13 protein-coding genes and 1 pseudogene are annotated in these 17,102 nt (G+C 71.1%); 6 read left to right on the top strand and 8 right to left on the bottom strand.

The features are described 5' to 3' along the window. Nucleotide 1: 1 nt before the first annotated feature. Entirely contained in the window at nucleotides 2–922 is a 921-nt protein-coding gene (locus tag ACWPQI_RS07875; protein WP_064065990.1) for a phosphodiesterase, read from the bottom strand. Between the two features lie 132 nt (nucleotides 923–1,054). Then, nucleotides 1,055–1,846, bottom strand: a complete 792-nt coding sequence (locus ACWPQI_RS07870; RefSeq protein ID WP_010592317.1) for a hypothetical protein — start codon at nucleotides 1,844–1,846, stop codon at nucleotides 1,055–1,057. 201 nt (nucleotides 1,847–2,047) lie between these two features. Here ACWPQI_RS07870 and ACWPQI_RS07865 point away from each other — a divergent pair, with 201 nt between their 5' ends. Next, complete coding sequence (locus ACWPQI_RS07865; RefSeq protein ID WP_017680475.1) at nucleotides 2,048–2,464, top strand: CoA-binding protein; 417 nt, start codon at nucleotides 2,048–2,050, stop codon at nucleotides 2,462–2,464. 68 nt (nucleotides 2,465–2,532) lie between these two features. On the opposite strand, the gene ACWPQI_RS07860 is transcribed toward ACWPQI_RS07865, so the two are convergent. Both ACWPQI_RS07860 and ACWPQI_RS07855 read right to left on the bottom strand, forming a co-directional pair. Then, complete coding sequence (locus ACWPQI_RS07860; RefSeq protein ID WP_210062682.1) at nucleotides 2,533–3,450, bottom strand: pseudouridine-5'-phosphate glycosidase; 918 nt, start codon at nucleotides 3,448–3,450, stop codon at nucleotides 2,533–2,535. Nucleotides 3,451–3,505: 55 nt separating this feature from the next. Continuing rightward, complete coding sequence (locus ACWPQI_RS07855) at nucleotides 3,506–4,306, bottom strand: DUF429 domain-containing protein (protein WP_210062681.1); 801 nt, start codon at nucleotides 4,304–4,306, stop codon at nucleotides 3,506–3,508. Between the two features lie 160 nt (nucleotides 4,307–4,466). Between ACWPQI_RS07855 and ACWPQI_RS07850 the strand changes: the two genes are divergently transcribed. Then, entirely contained in the window at nucleotides 4,467–4,625 is a 159-nt protein-coding gene (locus tag ACWPQI_RS07850; protein WP_003936233.1) for a hypothetical protein, read from the top strand. A 27-nt stretch (nucleotides 4,626–4,652) separates the two neighbouring features. Here ACWPQI_RS07850 and ACWPQI_RS07845 read toward each other — a convergent pair whose 3' ends face one another. Then, on the bottom strand, nucleotides 4,653–4,919 hold the full coding sequence (locus tag ACWPQI_RS07845) for a hypothetical protein (protein WP_040275706.1): 267 nt from the start codon (nucleotides 4,917–4,919) through the stop codon (nucleotides 4,653–4,655). A 76-nt stretch (nucleotides 4,920–4,995) separates the two neighbouring features. Between ACWPQI_RS07845 and ACWPQI_RS07840 the strand changes: the two genes are divergently transcribed. Together ACWPQI_RS07840 and ACWPQI_RS07835 are read left to right on the top strand one after the other, a co-directional pair. Beyond that, the gene (locus ACWPQI_RS07840) at nucleotides 4,996–6,531 is read left to right on the top strand and encodes a membrane protein (RefSeq protein WP_010592322.1); all 1,536 of its coding nucleotides are present in this window, start codon (nucleotides 4,996–4,998) and stop codon (nucleotides 6,529–6,531) included. A 186-nt stretch (nucleotides 6,532–6,717) separates the two neighbouring features. Continuing rightward, nucleotides 6,718–7,707, top strand: coding sequence for a hypothetical protein (locus ACWPQI_RS07835; protein ID WP_474738715.1), 990 nt, complete (start codon nucleotides 6,718–6,720; stop codon nucleotides 7,705–7,707). Nucleotides 7,708–7,751: 44 nt separating this feature from the next. Here the strand turns inward: ACWPQI_RS07835 and ACWPQI_RS07830 are convergent, their stop codons facing one another. Next, the gene (locus tag ACWPQI_RS07830; RefSeq protein WP_010592325.1) at nucleotides 7,752–8,420 is read right to left on the bottom strand and encodes an HAD family hydrolase; all 669 of its coding nucleotides are present in this window, start codon (nucleotides 8,418–8,420) and stop codon (nucleotides 7,752–7,754) included. A 175-nt stretch (nucleotides 8,421–8,595) separates the two neighbouring features. On the opposite strand from ACWPQI_RS07830, the pseudogene ACWPQI_RS07825 reads away from it, so the two are divergent. Then, a pseudogene (locus ACWPQI_RS07825) lies at nucleotides 8,596–9,591 on the top strand (TIGR03842 family LLM class F420-dependent oxidoreductase); the annotation flags it as partial. Nucleotides 9,592–9,750: 159 nt separating this feature from the next. Continuing rightward, entirely contained in the window at nucleotides 9,751–10,971 is a 1,221-nt protein-coding gene (locus tag ACWPQI_RS07820) for a patatin-like phospholipase family protein (RefSeq protein WP_048773057.1), read from the top strand. 16 nt (nucleotides 10,972–10,987) lie between these two features. Here the strand turns inward: ACWPQI_RS07820 and ACWPQI_RS07815 are convergent, their stop codons facing one another. Together ACWPQI_RS07815 and ACWPQI_RS07810 are read right to left on the bottom strand one after the other, a co-directional pair. Beyond that, on the bottom strand, nucleotides 10,988–14,194 hold the full coding sequence (locus ACWPQI_RS07815) for a UvrD-helicase domain-containing protein (protein ID WP_017680482.1): 3,207 nt from the start codon (nucleotides 14,192–14,194) through the stop codon (nucleotides 10,988–10,990). Continuing rightward, nucleotides 14,191–17,013 carry a PD-(D/E)XK nuclease family protein gene (locus tag ACWPQI_RS07810; protein ID WP_048773060.1) on the bottom strand — a complete coding sequence of 941 codons (2,823 nt, stop codon included), beginning with the start codon at nucleotides 17,011–17,013 and terminating at the stop codon, nucleotides 14,191–14,193. Before ACWPQI_RS07810 ends, ACWPQI_RS07815 begins: the two co-directional genes overlap by 4 nt. Nucleotides 17,014–17,102 lie beyond the last annotated feature (89 nt).

The raw sequence follows: 17,102 nt of genomic DNA, 5'->3' as shown, positions 1-17,102 counted from the left end.
GCTAGACGCGGACGGTGACGTCCGGGTTCTCGGGGATACGGATCCCGGCCTCGGCGAGACGCTGCGCGGCGTCCTCCGCGGTGGACGGCCGCCCGGCGGTCGCGTAGCTGCCGGTCGGCACCACCGAGTGCACGATGGTGTCCGGGTAGACGTGCACGAGGTTGAAGCCCTGGGCACCGTCGTGGCCGCGCTGGCACCCGGCCGGAACGTTGAGGTCCTGGGTGTAGCACGTCGAGGAGGCCACGGAAACGGGGATGTCGGCGAACGTCGCGGTCGTGGTGTAGTGCAGGTGCCCGGCGAGGATGGTGCGCACGTCGGTGTCGCGCAGCACCTCGGCGAGGCCGGCCTGGTCGCGCAGTTCGACGAGCACAGCCTGGTCGAACACGCTGGGCACCGGCGGGTGATGCATGGCGAGGATGGTGCCGAAGGGCGCCGACGTCTCGAGTTCCTGCGCCAGCCAGTTCAGTTGTTCCTGCGAGACCTCGCCGTGGTGGAAGCCGGGCACCGAGGTGTCGAGGGTGATGATGCGCAGGCCGTTGACGTGGTAGACGCGGTCGACGGGTCCGGTGGACGGCGCCTGATCGAGCAGCAGTTCCCGGAAGGTGGCACGGTCGTCGTGGTTGCCCATGGCCCACACGATCTGCGCGCCGAGCGCCTGCGCGACGGGTTCGACGAGACCGCGCAGCTTCGCATAGGCGTCCGGCTGGCCGCGATCGGCGAGGTCGCCGGTGAACACGAGCGCATCGGGCTGCACCCCGGAGGCGCGGATGTCGGCGAGGATCTGCTGCACCCGGGCGTCGGCGTCGACCGTTCCGTAGAGCAACTCGTCGCCGCCGACGAGGTGGGTGTCGGTGATGTGCAGCAGGGTGTGCGACGGCCTCGGGTATTCGGCTATTCGCTCGGCCCCACGAGGGCTGCCCATGATCTCTCGCTTCCGTTCGCCGACGTGCTCAGGGGCACACGTCGAGTATGACGATAGTCGAACGGATTCGGGTTGCCCTCGGACACCCCGGAGTCGACGCGACGGCGAACGGGACGCGAACCTCGGGTGGCGTCACGCCAGGTGCGTCCCCAACGGCGTCGATTCCGGCTGGTCGAGCCGCCAGAACGTGCCACCGTCGCAGGTCTCGGTGTCGCCGCTGAGGTAGCTCGCAACAGCGACGGCGGCGGTGGTCGGGTCGGGGAACCGCCGACCTTCCATGGGGCCGGCCGTGATCTCGAGGGTCCCGGTGGTGGGATCGAACCGTCCCTTGACGCGGTAGCCGTCCCGGTCGGCCACCACCGACAGCCGCGGATCCTCGACGACCTCGGGTTCGGCCGACCCGCGCGCCTCGCCGGCGCTCGCCTTCCGTGCGCGGTTGCGGGCGAGCCGCTCCTGTTCGGCCTCGGCCGCGTCGTCGTCGGTGTAGCGGGTGGTGTCCTTGGCGGGTGTCAGGCCGAGCAGATCCCAGCAGTCCTTGCCGTGGGCGACGCTGCTGAGGGGGATGGCGTGGCTTCCCGTGTGCGTCCGGCCGGGGCCGTCGGACATCCAGATGTCGACCTCGGCGGCGATGCCCGCCGCGACCTCGTCGGACGGCAGGACGAAGTACTCCGCCGGGTCGCTTCCCAGATCGACGAACACCCAGAACTGCGACCCGGTGTCGTCGGTGTCGGGCAGGGCGTCCTGCCGGCGGGCCTGCCAGTCCCCGTCGATCCTGGTGCGGACACGGACGATGCAGCTGCTCCCGTCGACGCCCCACACCTGGACCGGGTTGCGCGGCAGGTGCTCGAGCTTCTCGGCGCGGCCTCCGCGCTGGATGACCTCGGAGATGAAGGCCTGGATCCCTCGACCGGCAGTGTCGTGCACTCGACTGCGTCCATTCCTGTGCTGCGCCCCGTACGCATCGGTGAGCTGTGTTGCGACGGGGTCCCGCGCCACGACTCGAGTTTCTGTACTCCAGAGTACGGGCAGGGGTTCGGCGGTCGCGGGCCGCCTCGGCCTCCGGCGGGTCGGGCCGGGTGCCGAGGCGACCCGCACCCTCCGCCGGCGAGGGGTAATTTCGCTGTCATGAGCACCACGTGGCAGGACCCGAAGGCTGTGAGCCTGATGCTCGACGACTGCGCCACCTGGGCGGTGGTCGGGCTCTCGGGCAACCCGGACCGCACCGCGTACCGGATCGCGCGGCTGCTCCAGGAGCGCGGCAAGCGGATCGTCCCCGTTCATCCGAGTGCGCCGACGGTGCTCGGCGAGCAGGGTTACGCATCCCTCGCGGACGTGCCGTTCCCGGTCGACGTCGTCGATGTGTTCCGCCGCTCGGAGTCGGCGGGCGAGTTCGCGGACCAGGCCGTCGCGATCGGCGCGAAGGGCGTGTGGTTCCAGCTCGGGGTGATCGACGAGGAAGCGTTCGCGCGCACCACCGAGCAGGACGTGGCGATGGTGATGGACGCGTGCCCGGCGATCGAGTGGAACAAGCGGCGCGGCTGATGCTTGAAGGTGCGGTGCGTCCTTTGGGCTGCCCTGGCCGCCCAAAGGACACACCGATGCGGCGGTCGTCAGGTCGGACGGCCGGCGAGTGCCGTCGCGACGGCGCCGCCGAGCGCGACGTTGCCCCGGTAGACCTCGACGTTGACGTCGAGGCTGCGGCCGCCGGTGGCGCGGTGGAAGTGGTCGAGCAGGAACGGCGTCGTGTCCTTGCCGGCGACCCCGGCGCCCGCGGCCCGCTCCTCCGCCTCGTGCAGCACCCGCGCATGCAGTCCGGGGTCGAGCTGTGCGTCCTCCGAGACCGGATTTGCAAGCAGAACAGCGGATTTCAGGCCGAGTGCATCCCGGGCGCGGACCAGCTCGGCGACCTCGGCCGGGGAGTCGACGGAGTATTCGAGCGGGCAACCGCTGTCGCGGATGTAGAAGCCGGGGAAGCTCCGGGTGCGGTAGCCGACGACCGGAATGCTCAGCGTCTCGAGCCGCTCCAGCGTGGCCGGGATGTCGAGGATCGACTTGACGCCGGCGCTGACGACGAGGATCGGCACGGTGGACAGGGCGACCAGGTCGGCGGATTCGTCGAAGGTGCTCTGTGCGCCGCGGTGCACGCCCCCGAGCCCACCCGTCGCGAAGACCCCGACACCGGCGCGGTGCGCGAGCAGGGCCGTCGCCGCGACGGTGGTGCCGCCGGACAGCCGTCGTGCGACGGCGATCGGCAGGTCGCGCACGCTCAGCTTCGTCACCGTCTCCGCCGTCGCGAGTTCGGTGATCTCGTCCGCGGACAGCCCGACGGTGGGGACGCCGCGGAGCACGCCGACGGTGGCAGGGACGACGTCCGCCGCCCGCAATCGCGCCTCCGCCTCGAGCGCCACCTCGAGGTTGCGCGGACGCGGCAGGCCGTGGGTGAAGATCGTCGATTCCAGGGCCACCACCGGGCGGCGGGCCGCGACGGCGGCGCGCACCTCGTCGGATATCCGGCTCACCGGGTCCATGCGGCTCCTCTCGTCGCCTGCAGCGTACCGGCACGGCGCCGAGGGTCCCGTCACCTCAGAGCAGTTCGCCGATTCCGCACACCGGCAAGTGGATCCACCCCTCCCGGACCGCGACGGCGCGCTGCGCCGCATCGGGCCGGGCGGTTCTGCCGAGGGCGGCCGCGCGGGCGACGAGGCCGGCGACGACCGCATCGAACGCGTCGTCGGAGTCGACGCACAGGTCCCGGAAGCCGCCGAGCGTCAGTCCCGGCAGGGCCCCTTCCAGCACAGCCACCGATGCGGCGCGCACCTCGCGGTTCTTCGCGCTCTTGTACCCCTTGAACGGCAGTCCCCAACCCTGCAGCGCGGCAGCGGGATACGCCTCCACCACCGTACCGTCGACGCGGTCGACCTCCACTCCGACGGCATCGAGTTCCGCGAGCAGGCCCGCACACCGGAGCGCCACGTGGGCGATGAGATCCGCGGACACGCTCAGCGGGACGATCCCCGTCCGGGCATGCACCACGCGGTCGGTCGACCGTCGCACCAGCGGGAGGCGTCCGGGCCGGCTGCTCAGGGCGCGTTCGCGCGAGTACTCGAGGCGGTGGTGCGCGCCGAGGAACTCGACGAACGCGTCGGGCCATCCGAAGGGCGCGTCGATCCCGCTGCGGTCTGCTGCGACGATCGCGGCCACGATCTCCGGGTCGGTCGCGCCGAGCCGCAGCGCCTGCACCGTCGCGGTGCCGTGCTCCCACGCGAGGGTGGCGACCGCCGTCTTCGCCGGTTCGGCCGCGAGATCGACACCTACCGTCTTCACGAACGCCACGGTATCCGCTGCCCGTCCCGGGAGCTTGCATCCGTACTGCGCACCGTGCATCCCCTCTGTCCCGCCACAACGGGTGCAAGCACGCCACAGGGAGTGCAAGCCGCCGGCGCGGTAGCCGGCACCCACACGACCGGCGGGCACACAGCCGTGGACTACGTTCCGCATCCGTGCCACGGTGGAGGCGGATATCTCTTCCAGGAGGTGCAACACCATGGAGCACACCCAGCAGAACAGCGCCGCCCAGGAATGCCCGGACTGCCATGCGCTCGCCGCGGACCTCGCGGCGCACAAGCAATGGCACTCCCGGGTCGTTCACGACCTGGCCCTCGCCGTCGAGAAGGAAGTGGATCGACGGACCCGGACACCCTGACCGGGACCGCTCCCCGGTCCTGTTGCGTCAGCGGAAGGCGTCGCCCTTCGTCGTGAGCGTCCTGACCCGTTCGACGATCCTGTCCTGCAGCTTCTTCGGCGTGCGCCAGCGCATGGCGAGGCGGTCGTGGTCCATCGCGTGCTCGGCGACGATGTCCTCGAGCTGCTCGACATCGAGGGGCGCCAGCTTCTCGCGCAGGCCGGCCTCGCCGCCGTCACGGAACGGAACGAAGGGCCCCGGGGCACGTTTGCCGCACCCCCAGCGCCCTCGCCACTCGCTCGCTCGGCAAGGCACACCGGGACCCGGACGAATCCGGCGCCGGGCACCCGCGCACCCCCTAGATTCGAGGCAGTCGGCGACGGGAGGCCGCGTGCGCGAGGGACGGTGGTGGCGCTGGTGGCCGCTCGCGGCCGCGGCGGCGCTCGTCGTGCTGCTCGCGGTGACGAACGCGGTTCCGACGTGGCCGGGGCTGATCCACCTGGTGGCGTTGCCCCCGCTGGACCAGTTCGCCGACCTGCGGCTCGTGCTGTCGCGGGCGCCGTCGTGGCCGGTGTTCCTGATGTTGCTCGCCGCCGTGTCCGCGGCGCGGGTCGCGCTCATGGCGTGGCTGCTGGGCGGTCTCGATGCCCGCCGCCTGCGATTCGCGGCCCTGTTCTACGCGGTCGCGTTCGGGCCGGTGCTGCTGGCGGCATTCGCCGACGCCACCGCCTACGCCGTCCTGTACTCCCGGCTGTTCTGGCCGGCCGTCGCCCTGGTCGGGGTGCTGGTGCTGACGCTCGGTCCGGTTCCGTGGCAGGGCACCGTACGGCTGCGGGAGGCGCTCGCACTGACCCGGCGGCGGGGGCTGCGCGTCGAGGTGACGCTGCCGTACTGCGCCGTGGTCCTGGCGCTGGGCGCCCTGGCCGAACGGGTCCCTGTCCTGACCGTGCCGCTCGTCCCGGTCTCGGCCGTCACGACCGGCCTGGCGATCCGGGCGATGCACCGCCCGGCACTGCGCCGGCCGGGGGCGGCCGTGAGCGCGTTCGTCGCGGCGCTGGTCGCCGTATCGATCGCGTTCGTCGCAACCCGCGGGTACGACGAGCCGGAACCCGGCCCGCCGCAACCGGGTTCGCTGCTGATCCTCTCGGGGATCAACTCGGCGTCGGGGCGGGGCGCGATCCACGCGACGGACGTACACCGCCTCGGCTACCGCTGCGAGCAGGTGTACTACTTCTCGTATGCCGGGCCGGGCGACGGGCAGCCGCAGCGGGACGCGACGTGCCCGATCCGCACGGGCGCCCCCTACGGACCGAGCGACACCCAGCGCCCGTTCCAGGAACAGGTCGATCTGTTCGTCGAGCAGGCGTCCGGGCTGCCTCGTCCGCTGGTGGTGGCCGCGCATTCGCACGCGGTGTGGGTGGTGTGGGAGGCCGTCGCCACCGGGCGGGCCGACGTCGACGCCCTGCTGCTCGTCGGCCCGTTCCCGAGCACCCCGACCGGCTACCCACCGCCCGGCGTGAACGCCCCCGGCCGCGTCTTCGCCGACCTGCTGCGCCTCGCCGCACCGGCCACCGACCTCGTCCGGTTCCACTTCGATCCGGAGACCCCGGCCGCCCGGGACCTGCTCGGCACGGCAGGTGCCGCGGAGTCCGTCCTCGCTCGGCCGCTGCCCGGGGCGGTGCGCGCCTCGAGCCTGCCCTCGGCCACCGATCTGCCGCTGATGCCGGACGGCCGGGAGCTCGACGTGGAGCGCAACGAGTGTCCCGCCCGCGTCGCCCACCCGTACCTGCCCAAGTCGGCGGCCTTCGAGGACGCCGCCATCCGGTTCCTGAACGGCCGGCCTCCCCCACCGTGCCCGCCGTGGCGGGACTGGGGTGCCGTGCTCGTGCGGCCGTTCGGGGTGCCGGCCGGGCAGGCGCTGCGCTGATCCCGAATTCCCCCGCGACGATCGCCGCCGAGGGGGATATTCGGAGGAGGCCACCACCGGTCCCGAACAACGGCATCGCCGGACGCAGCGCGGTGCTCACGACCAACGACCGCCACGACGAACGACTGCCACGACGAACGACTGCCACGACGAACGACTGCCACGACGAACGACTGCGGAGTACCCATGACACTGCTTCCCCGCCCCGGTCTGTCGGCGATCGTGACGGTTGCCGCCGCCGCACTCCTGTCCGTGTCGATGCCACCGAACGCCCCGGCCTTCGCGCCCGACGTCCACGGGACGATTCTGCGGGCAGCGCTGCCGCCGGCCCCCGGCGACGGGGGCGTCGACGACCTGGCACTCGCCGAGATCACCGGAAGCCTCCTCACCGGCACCGGCAACGAAGGCAGCGACCTGTTCCAGGGCGACGCCTTCCGGCACTTCGACAACGCCGCGGGGCCGGCGGACGTCTGCGACCGTGCCCGGGACGCGTGGAACTTCTTCGTGCCCGCCGTGATCGCCGGCGCGCAACCCGCCGGACCACCGGAGTTCCGCACCTCCGTGAACGGCTTCGGAGCCCGCAGCGCCTTCGGCGGCCTGACGCACGCCCTCGCCGACTTCTACTCCCACTCGAACTGGGTCGAGCTGGCCGTCGCCGCGAACCGGGCCCCGGGGCTCGCTCCGCTCTTCCCGACGTGCGATCCCGCCGCTCTTCCGGCCGGCCTGCACACCGGGTTCTTCGAGCTGACCCCGGCCAACGGTCTCGACGGCTGCCCGAGCGGTCCGCCCGCTCCCCCGGCCGGGTCGTCCGTCCCGCCGAGCGAGGGCCCGCCCGCCCCGCCCGCCCCGCCCGCCTCGTTCGAGGAGTGTCACCTGACCCTGAACAAGGACGATCCGGGCACGCTCCGCGGCCGTGAGCCGGTCCCCGGACAGGACGGGACGACGTACCACCAGCTCGCGGTGCAACTCGCCGTCGAACACACCACCGCGCTGTACCGGGAGGTCCGTGGTCTCGTCGCCGGTTCCGTCCCCGGCGGTGTCGACGGAGAGTGCGTCACCGACAATCTGTTCCAGGCCGCGCGATTCGCGCCCTGTGCGGTCCCGGCGCCCACTTCCGTTTTCCCCGAACGTATTTCGGTACAGCCAGTCGGCGTTGCGCCGAGTCCGCCGGCATAGGGGCGAGACCGGCCGCACCGGGGCGGGGCCCCGGCCTCCGCCTTTCACCTCATCGCTGCCACCGCGGCCGGGGTGAGACCGTCCAAGCCGGGCAGCACCAGCCCGGCGAGGGCGAGCGCATCCGGGTCGGGTGGGTACCGGGGATGGGGAATCGCGATCACCCGCATGCCGGCCGCCGCCGCCGACCGCAGCCCATTGCTGGAATCCTCCACCGCCGCACACCGAGCCGGGTTCGTCCCGAGTCGCTCGGCCACCGTCAGGTAGATGTCGGGGGCCGGCTTCCCCCGCGCCACACCCTCGGTGGACAGCGCCACCGCGAACGCATCCCCCAGCGCTGCGGCGTCGAGCACGGCCTCGATCAGCGCCTGCGGGGACGAGCTGGCCAGCCCAAGCGGCCACCGCGCCGCCATCGCGCGCACCGCCTCGACCGCACCGGGAATCAGCGGCAACCGCTCGGCGTAGCGGGCGCCCATGCGCTCGATGACCAGCGCCGCCACGTCGTCGGGTGGCAGGCCGACACCGAGACCCTCACTGAGATACCTCGCCCACTCCGGGGTACTCATGCCCATCAACCGGCTCTGCGCATCGTCGGTCCAGCGGCCCCCGTGCTCGGCCACGACCTGCCGACGCACCTGCTCCCACAGCGGTTCGGAGTCGACCAGCACCCCGTCCAGGTCGAACACCACCGCTTCCACACCACCGTTGTCGGACACAGGACCAGTCTCGGCCACACCGCCCGCCGGCAGGACACCGACACGCAGACGAGCGGCACGACCGGCCCCTCGCCGCAGATGGGCCCGCGATCCCCGAACCCGCCGAGTGCCGGACACCCGAGGTGTTGTGCGCGCAGAATCGGATCCGACATGACGTCGCGGCGGGAGGAGCCCCGTGGACATCGGAGTGGTATTCCAGTGCAACCCGCCGGCGGCGCGGGTCGTGGAGCTGGCCCGGCAGGCGGAGACACACGGCTTCTCCCACGTGTGGACGTTCGACTCGCACCTGCTGTGGCAGGAGCCGTACGTCGTCCACAGCATGATCCTCGCCGCGACGCGCACCGTGACGGTGGGGCCGATGGTGACCAATCCGGCGACCCGCGACTGGACGGTCACGGCCTCGACCTTCGCCACGCTCAACGGCATGTTCGGCAACCGCACCGTCTGTGGGATCGGCCGGGGCGATTCGGCGGTGCGCACCCTCGGCGGCGCGCCGGCGACGCTGGCGACGCTCCGCGACGCGATCGAGGTCATCCGTGAGCTCGGCAACGGCCGTGAGGCCCGGGTGCGGGACGTGACAGTGCGCTTCCCGTGGGCAGAGACGTCGGCGCTCGAGGTGTGGGTGGCCGGGTACGGGCCGAAGGCGCTCGATCTGATCGGCCGGGTGGCCGACGGATTCATCCTGCAACTCGCGGATCCGGAGATCGCGAGGTGGACGATCCTGCGGGTCCGCGCGGCCGCCGAGGCGGCCGGTCGCGACCCGGCGGCGGTGACGATCTGCGCGGCGGCACCCGCCTATGTGACGGACGGATCCGCCGCGGCCCTCACGCATGCCCGCGAGCAGTGCCGCTGGTTCGGTGGGATGGTCGGGAATCACGCCGCGGACCTGGTGGCGCGGTACGGCACCGACAGCGACGTGCCGGAGGCGCTCACCCGCTACGTCGCCGGGCGTTCCGGGTACGACTACAACGAGCACGGCCGCGCCGGGAACCCGCACGCGGAGTTCGTGGCCGACGAGATCGTCGACCGCTTCTGCATCGTCGGCGACGCGGAGGAGCATCTGAACCGGCTGAGGGAACTCGAGGAGATCGGGGTGGACCAGTTCGCCGTGTACCTGCAGCACGACGCGAAGACGTCGACCCTCGAGGCATACGGGGAGACCGTGATCCCGGGGGCTCGCGCCGCGGCCGGCCGCGACGACCGCCCAGCCGGCCGGCGAGCGAGTGAACCGTTCGCCCGGATAGCCGGCACGTCCGCTCATTGCGAGCGTCGCTCGGCTTCTGCGGATCACGCGATCGGCGCCGCATCGGCGCGTATCGTTCTCCGATGTATGCACGTCGTGAGGGGGACGACCGTGAGCGAAACCGTAGGGCTGGTGGTGTCCGGCGCGGGCGCCCGGGGAGCGTACGAGGCCGGGGCGATCGCATCGCTGCTGCCCCACCTGCCGCGGTCGGAGCGCCCGCCGATTCTGGTGGGAACCAGCGCCGGCGCGCTGAACGTCGTCGGATTGGCCGCCTTCGCCGGGGACGGGTACAAGTCCGCCACCCACAAGATCGTGAGCCTGTGGTCGACGGTGGGACTGGACGACGTCTTCGGGCCCGTCGGCACGCTGGTCGGCACCGGCCTGCGTTACCTCGGTCAGGCCGCCGGTCTGGACGTCACGCTGCCGAGCCTCCTCGACACCGAGCGCATGCGCGACCTGCTGACATCTCTCATCTGCTGGGAGGACCTGCACGCCAACATCCGCAGCGGGGCCATCGGGGCGGTCGCGGTGACGGCGACCTCCGTCGCCACCCGCGGCACCGTGGTCTTCGTCGAGAAACACCCGTCGGTGCCGCTGCCCGACTACGACGAACAACGCAACATCACCTACGTCGAGACGGAACTGTCCGTCGAGCACGTACTGGCCTCGGCGGCGGTGCCGGTGCTGTTCCGGCCCGTCCGGGTCACCGAACCGGCGGCGTGGGCGGGCTGGTACGTCGACGGTGGTCTGCAGCTCAACACCCCGCTGAAGCCGGCCCTCGCCCTCGGCGCGGACACCCTCGGAGTCGTCGCGACCCAGCCGCGGCACTGGATCGAACAGCCTGCCGCCGATCTCGCGCCCGGCGACGACGAGCCACCCGACGTGTTCGGTGCCGCCGCACTCGTCCTGCGCGCCGTCCTCTCGGACCGCATGATCGAAGACCTGCACCAGCTCGAGGTCCGCAACGACCGGCTGATGCGCATCCGCGCAGCCGGAGTGGACAGCGCGGACGTGACCTCGGATCGGGAGATCGAGGTGCGGTTCGCGGGCCCGTCGCTCGAGCAGGCATACGACCTCGGCCGGCTCGCCTACGACATCTACAGCGAGAAGGGCGCGGGGGTGGGCGGCCTGCGCCACCCCTGGCTGTCGGTGCTGGGCCGCCTCGTGGGAGGGACCCGCGAGGACCACGGCGACCTGCTGAGCTTCCTGCTCTTCGACCCGGACTTCACCTCCGCCGCAGCCGAACTCGGACTCGCGGCGTTGCACCGGTTGGCATCCCGCGAACAAGCACCTCGGACGTCGTCGTAGGTGGGACCCTACGTCTTCAAGCGCCGAATCGGCGGTCGAGCACATACGCCTCTCCCGCCCGCACGAACACCAGTTGCAGTGCGCCCACCCGTTCCCCAGCGGCTCGGGTAAGCAGCTCCGCGTACAGGGTGAGCTGGGTCCAGTACGCTTCGAGCGTCTCATGCGTCACGGCAACGTCGGTCTTGTAGTCGACGATCACCAGAGTTCCGTCGTCCTCGCGATAGACGAGGTCCGCGATGCCTTCGACGACGGTGTCCGAATCGGCTGGCACGCCCGCGAGCGGCAGTTCGCGCCAGTGTTCGCGGGTGGCGGCTCGTCGCACAGGCGCACAGGTCAGGGCCGCCCGAACGAGGGCAACGAACCGGTCCAGGTCCCGCACGCCGGTTGCCACCGCAACCGCGGCGGCACTCGCATCCGATTCGTCCGTCGGGGCACGCAGGTCGACGGATTCGAGCGCGGCATGCAGAGCGATGCCGAGATCCGTGCCGCTCTCGAGCACTCCGGTGGCCGGTGGGACGACCTCCGGGCCGACGGGCGGTGGGACCAGGGCACGACAGGCGGCGGCGAGCGTGGCGACCGGCTCGGGTGGGTCGTGCGCGAGGCGAGTGGCGGAGACGGATGCCGGTAGCCCCGACGTCGCCTCCACCTGGTCGCTCTCGTCCTCCCACTGCTGCCAGCTGACACCGTGGTCGGCTGCGGTGGCGCCGTCGTGCTGTTCGGCGACGGGCTCGATCAGCTCGGGTGTCCGATCGGGGTGTCCCTCGATCCCAGCGGCGAGCAGAGCGCCCCAGCCGTCCCGGGCAGACCGGTATCCGGAGACGGCGAGCAGGCTCTCGGCGCGAGTGCATGCGACGTACAGCAACCGGATGCGCTCGGCGCGGATGTGCCGGCGTTCGACGTCGGCCAGCTCCTGGTAGCCGGGCGCGCAAACTGCCTTGGAAAGCCGCAGGCGCACACGACCGTGCTCGTCCCACAGGGCGGCCTCGTCGACCGCGCGGAATCCGCTGCTCATCCCTGCCACGACGACCATCGGGAACTGCAGCCCCTTGGCGGCGTGCATGGTCATGATGCGTACGGCGTTGACCCCGACCTCCGGCAGGACCGCTTCGGTGACGCGAGCGTCCTCCTCCTGTTGCGTTGCAGCCCACGCCAAGTAGCCGCGCAGGTCACCGCGCTCGGCGTCGTACCAGGCGTAGGCCTGGTCGATGACGAAGCGCAGCCGCCGCCACACATCCCGGTGCCGCGGCGAACCCATGGAGACCTCGAACACACGCCGCTCGTCGGCGAGGCGGGCGAGCAGGCTTCCCGGATCGGTGTGGGACAGATCCCGGCGCACCGTCCGCAGATACCTCAGCGCCTCGGCGACCGGCGAGTCCTCCTGCCCCAGCGGTGGTTCCGCGCCGAGGTACCACTGACCGCCGGCCTTCTTCCAGCGCAACAGGTCGTCGTCGCCGCAACCGAACAGCGGAGTACGCAGTGTGGCCACGAGTACGGCCTCGTCCGCGGTATGGGTAAGCGCGCGGGCGGTGAGCAGCAGGTCGTGGACATCCTGGGTCGAGTACACCAGTGAGGACGCCTCGGCGCGGAACTCGATCCCTGCGCGGTCGAGCGCGTCTTCCAGGAACGGCAGACAGGTTCGGGCCGGGATGAGGACGCAGATGTCGCTCTCCCGGACCGGCTCGTGACAATAGTCGCCGTCGCGGCCGGTCTCCTTGCACCAGCCGCGCCTGAGAGCGGTGGCGACGACGCGGGCGACATCGCGGGCCTCGGCCCCGCGTACTGTATCGGCGGTCGGTTTCTCGTCGAGGTCTTCGGTCGCAAACACGAACGGCAAGGGGCCCTGTGAGGTGTCCCACTCCGCTCGACCCGGCGCCGGGTCGAGCGGGGTGTACCCGGGCTGGAGGTGTCCGTCCGACACGATCAGGCGTCCGAAGACGTCGTTGACCCAGTCGAGGACCGGGCGGGTGGAGCGGAAGTTGGTGGTCAGTGACACCACCTGGTCGGCCTCGTCGCGGGCGGCCATATAGGTGGCGATATCGGCGCGCCGGAAGCGATAGATGGACTGCTTGGGATCCCCGACGGTGAACAGCCGGCCCGTTCGGTCGGGGCCGGCGACGATGCGCCGGGCGATGTCGAGTTGCAGTGGATCGGTGTCCTGGAACTCGTCGAGCAGGATCCGCTGGTAGTTCTCGTGCAGCGCCGCCTGCACGCCTGGATCCTCGAGAATGTCCCGCGCATGGATCAGCAGATCGTGGAACTCGAGCTCACCGCTGCGGCGACGAGCACGGGCCTCGTCGAGGACGATGCGGATGATCTCGCCGCCGACGATCTCGAGGGCGGCCGCGTGGAAGCGCTCGCACTCCTCACGTGCGACCGTACCCAGCTGCTTCAGTTCCTCCCTGAGTTCCCGGACCCGGTTCGTGCCCCCCAGCCAGTTCTTTCCCGCCCCGCCGGTCCCGACCCCGGGGCATCCGGCCGCTACGGCCGCCCACTCGTCGTCGCGAGCCGCGGCGAGACACGACCGCCACTCGCGGACCTTGTCGAGTTGTGCGGCGAACCTGTCGGTGCGGTCGGTGCAGTCGGCGAGGGCGTCGAGGAGCACGTCGGCGCGTCGCAGGATCAAGTCGATATCGGGGACCGGCAACGCGACGGGCGGGTCGACGGGCGTGAGCCGGTCCCAGTGCCGGTCGAGGCGGTCTGCGAGGTCGCGGAACCGGTCGAACGTGACGTCGGCGGCGACGAGGACTCGGGTGGCCTGCCCCACCTGATTCTCCTGTACCGGGAACAGCGCGGCGCGGATGCGTTGCCACCGTCGCTCGAACGCCAGGTGGGAGCCCATCGCGTCGACGACCCGGACGCGCAGGGGCACGCCCGCGTCGAGCGGATGCTCCGCGACGAGGCGTGCCGCGAACGAATGCAGGGTGCCGATCGCAGCGGTGTCGACCTGAGCGAGCGCCGCCTTCTGCCGCTCCGATTCGGGACTCTCCGCCAGGCGCGCCCGCACGCGCTCCCGCAGCTCGGCAGCGGCCTTTTCCGTGAAAGTGATCGCGGCGATGCGGTCGAGTTCGGCCCCGTCGTGCAGGACGAGGTGACAGATGCGTCCGACGAGGGCGTACGTCTTGCCGCTCCCGGCACCCGCCTCGACAAAGAGATTCGCTTCGGTGTCGTTCTCGATGCGTTCGCGCTCGCATCGGTCACGAAGGTCCTCGCCTACTGCCGTCACATTGCCTCGCTCTCGTCGGCGTGGACGGCGGCGAACTCCGCGAGCTGCGGGTCGTCACGCAGAACTTGCCACCAACGCTGCATACCGAGCCGTCCGATCACATTCGTTGTGTAGCAGTACCGCTTGCCGGGACGGGGTGGGAACTGACCGGCCGAAATCGCACGGTGCACGAATGCGAGGTCGTCTCGCACCGTAGCGAACACGTCGCCGGTCATCGTGTAGCCGATAGCCGCGAAACGGTAGCGCTCGGTGATGAACCAGTAGCGGACCTCGACCGGGTCGTCGACGTCGGCCGTCGCCCGCGCAAACACGCCGTAGACCGGAAGCTGGTAGCGGGTGCGCCCGGCGGTGGGGGCGTCAGCCGTCAGGGACTCGTAGTCGCCCGTGCCGCCGGTCTTGTAGTCGGTGACCCGAAGGCGCCCCTGCCGGTGCCGGTCGATGCGGTCCACCGTCCCTCTGAACATCAGCGTTGCGGCACCGATGTCGAACTCGACAGGTCGGTCCGCTCCGCCGAACTCGATCTCCGTGCCGATGGGCGCCCAACCGTCGGCTCGGTCCTCGGCGTCGTGGTCGTGCCACGATTCCAAATCGTGCCGGATGGCCGCGCTGTCGCGTTCCCACAACTGCGGCAGCCAGCCGGGTGCGGCGGCACGGGCCTTGCACAGCTCATGCTCCGCGATCTCGCGCAACCGCGTGCGTCCGCCGTCGGATCCCGAGATACGCTCGGCCACATATCTGTTCAGGATCTCGTGGATGAGGCTGCCGCGGGTGAGCGGGTCGATTCCGATCACCTCGTCCGGATCTTCGAGATGTTCGGCGTGCAGGATCTTCCGGATGAAGAACACGTACGGGCTCGTCACCCACGCCTCCAGGCTGGTCGGCGCGATCGGCTCGTCGAACACGCCGAGAAGGTCGGCAGCGGACGCCAGGTTGCCGTTGAACCGAGTGAACCTGCCCCACAGCCGGTCGCTGCGCATCTGCATTCCACGCTCGACGACGGCGTCGTCGAGCAGACCGGAGCGACGGGATGCCGGGACCGCGGCGAGGGCGCGCAGCCGCCATTCGGTTGCCGACGCTGCGCCGGTGCCGATCCGGGGGTCGGAGTTCTGTGTCGCGGCGTCGAACGACGGCACGATCACGACGTGGTCACACCTGTCCGTGTCCTTCGCCCAGCTCGTGGTGCCGACCCGGATACCCGTGAGGGCGTCCAGGGTAGGCAGCACCCAGCGCGAGGGCACCCGCTCTCCCCCGCCGCGCAGGCTGCCGCGAGGAAAGGTGAGCACGCGGTGGTGGCGTCCCGCTGCGACGGTCCGGAGGAACTGTCGATACTGCACCTCGAGCCGGTCGGACTGCCCGAACCCGGTGACCGCATCGGGCAACAGCGGGTCGTCGCGGCGGACGAACGGCAGTAGTCCTTCGGCTCCGCCGACGACGATGCTCACATCGAGGCTGCGTCCGCTGCCGATGGGAATCGGACCCACCGTGACTCCCGCCCCGCCCGTGCCCACAGTTCGGCGGTGTGCCTGCACCCGCACGGCGACCGCGCCGACGATGCGTTCCGGGGAGGGCGGCGGGGCGATGCTGTCGAGATCGCCCAGGCCGGTTGCGATGTGGTGGAGGACTGCCAGGTCGTCAGGGTCTCCGGCGGTCGGTCGGAAGTAGCGTCCGAGCAGGCCGGTGAGCCCCGTCGCCACATCTGACCACGTGTCCGCGCCAACTACGGCAGCGAGGTCTCCGCGCAACGCATCGATCAGCCCCCGCAACTGCTCCGCGGTCCGAAACAGGGGGCTCGCCGATTCGACGGTGGTCAGCTTGTGCCAGTCGTCGCCGGCGACGATCGGCATCTCATGGCACGTGAGCAGTTCGGCGAGACGGACGCCGAGGACGCCACCCCTGTCGTCGCGCCAGTACACGGCCTGCTCGGCGAGGATGGCGAGCAGTGCTCGACGCGGCATGGCGTCGAGGTCGAGTTGCAGCAACCGCAGCAGACTGCGCGCGGCCGCCCGATCACCGACGGACCGGTGCTCGGGGCCGTGGAACCCGATGCCGGCCCGTCCGAAATGCTCGTGCAGTAGGACCAGGTACGGATCCTCGGCCGCATAGAACACGCCGATGCGGTGCCCCGGAACACCGTTCGAAAGATGCCGCCGGACGAGCCGGGTGACCGCTCGGATTTCGTCGTCGGAGTCGGACGCATGAACGACCAGGGTGCCGGGCGGGGCAGCTTCATCCTCGACGTCGACGGTGACGGTGCGGTCCCGCAGGTGTTCGAGGAACAGCCGCGCCGCCGGGTCCTCCTCACACGGCAGGAAGACAACGATCGCGCCGGCCTCGCCGAGACGCTCGCGCGCAGCCGTGTATGCCTCGTGCTGCACGTGGAACCGGTGAGCGTGGGCGGCGATGCAGCGCCGGTGGATGCGGAACACCCCGTCTACCAGCGGGTTCGCGTCCTCCGGGCACGGAACGTCGAGGGCGCACAACTGCCACGACGCGTGCGCGAGCGATTCCGCGGTCGCGGACTGGTCGGCGACATCGGCGAACACTCCGGGATCGTCCAGAAGCGCTTTCTGCACGGCGGCCTCGAGCAGCGGATAGCGCAACGGCGCGCGTGGGGCGAGTGCCGGCCGGGCCAGGTGCTCGACGAACTGCTCCAGCGTGCGCACGTGGGTGTTGGCGAGCCCGCCGGTGCGCGCGAGATGGGCGGTGACGTCGCGGCCGACGCCGTGCCCGGGGACGACAACCGTCACCGGCGCGAGTGGCCGCCCCGCCTTGGCGTCGGCGACGGCGGCCGAGAGCCGGTCGTACGCGTCGATGATCACGATCCCATCATGACCGCCCCGTGGGACACGGGGCGTCCGAATCGGTCGACGCACTCTGGGGAAGATGGAACCCGGCAGGATATCCACTA

The sequence above is a fragment of the Rhodococcus sp. LMD genome, from assembly GCF_056108245.1.
Note: the sequence above shows the minus strand (reverse complement) of the source record. Positions and strands in the feature narration are given on the sequence as shown.

What these genes read in the sequence shown, in the direction of transcription:
- ACWPQI_RS07875 (WP_064065990.1), bottom strand. Translation starts at nt 922, where the DNA reads ATGGGCAGCCCTCGTGGGGCCGAGCGAATAGCCGAATACCCGAGGCCG.
- ACWPQI_RS07865 (WP_017680475.1), top strand. Translation starts at nt 2,048, where the DNA reads ATGAGCACCACGTGGCAGGACCCGAAGGCTGTGAGCCTGATGCTCGAC.
- ACWPQI_RS07860 (WP_210062682.1), bottom strand. Translation starts at nt 3,450, where the DNA reads ATGGACCCGGTGAGCCGGATATCCGACGAGGTGCGCGCCGCCGTCGCG.
- ACWPQI_RS07855 (WP_210062681.1), bottom strand. Translation starts at nt 4,306, where the DNA reads ATGCACGGTGCGCAGTACGGATGCAAGCTCCCGGGACGGGCAGCGGAT.
- ACWPQI_RS07850 (WP_003936233.1), top strand. Translation starts at nt 4,467, where the DNA reads ATGGAGCACACCCAGCAGAACAGCGCCGCCCAGGAATGCCCGGACTGC.
- ACWPQI_RS07835 (WP_474738715.1), top strand. Translation starts at nt 6,718, where the DNA reads ATGACACTGCTTCCCCGCCCCGGTCTGTCGGCGATCGTGACGGTTGCC.
- ACWPQI_RS07820 (WP_048773057.1), top strand. Translation starts at nt 9,751, where the DNA reads ATGCACGTCGTGAGGGGGACGACCGTGAGCGAAACCGTAGGGCTGGTG.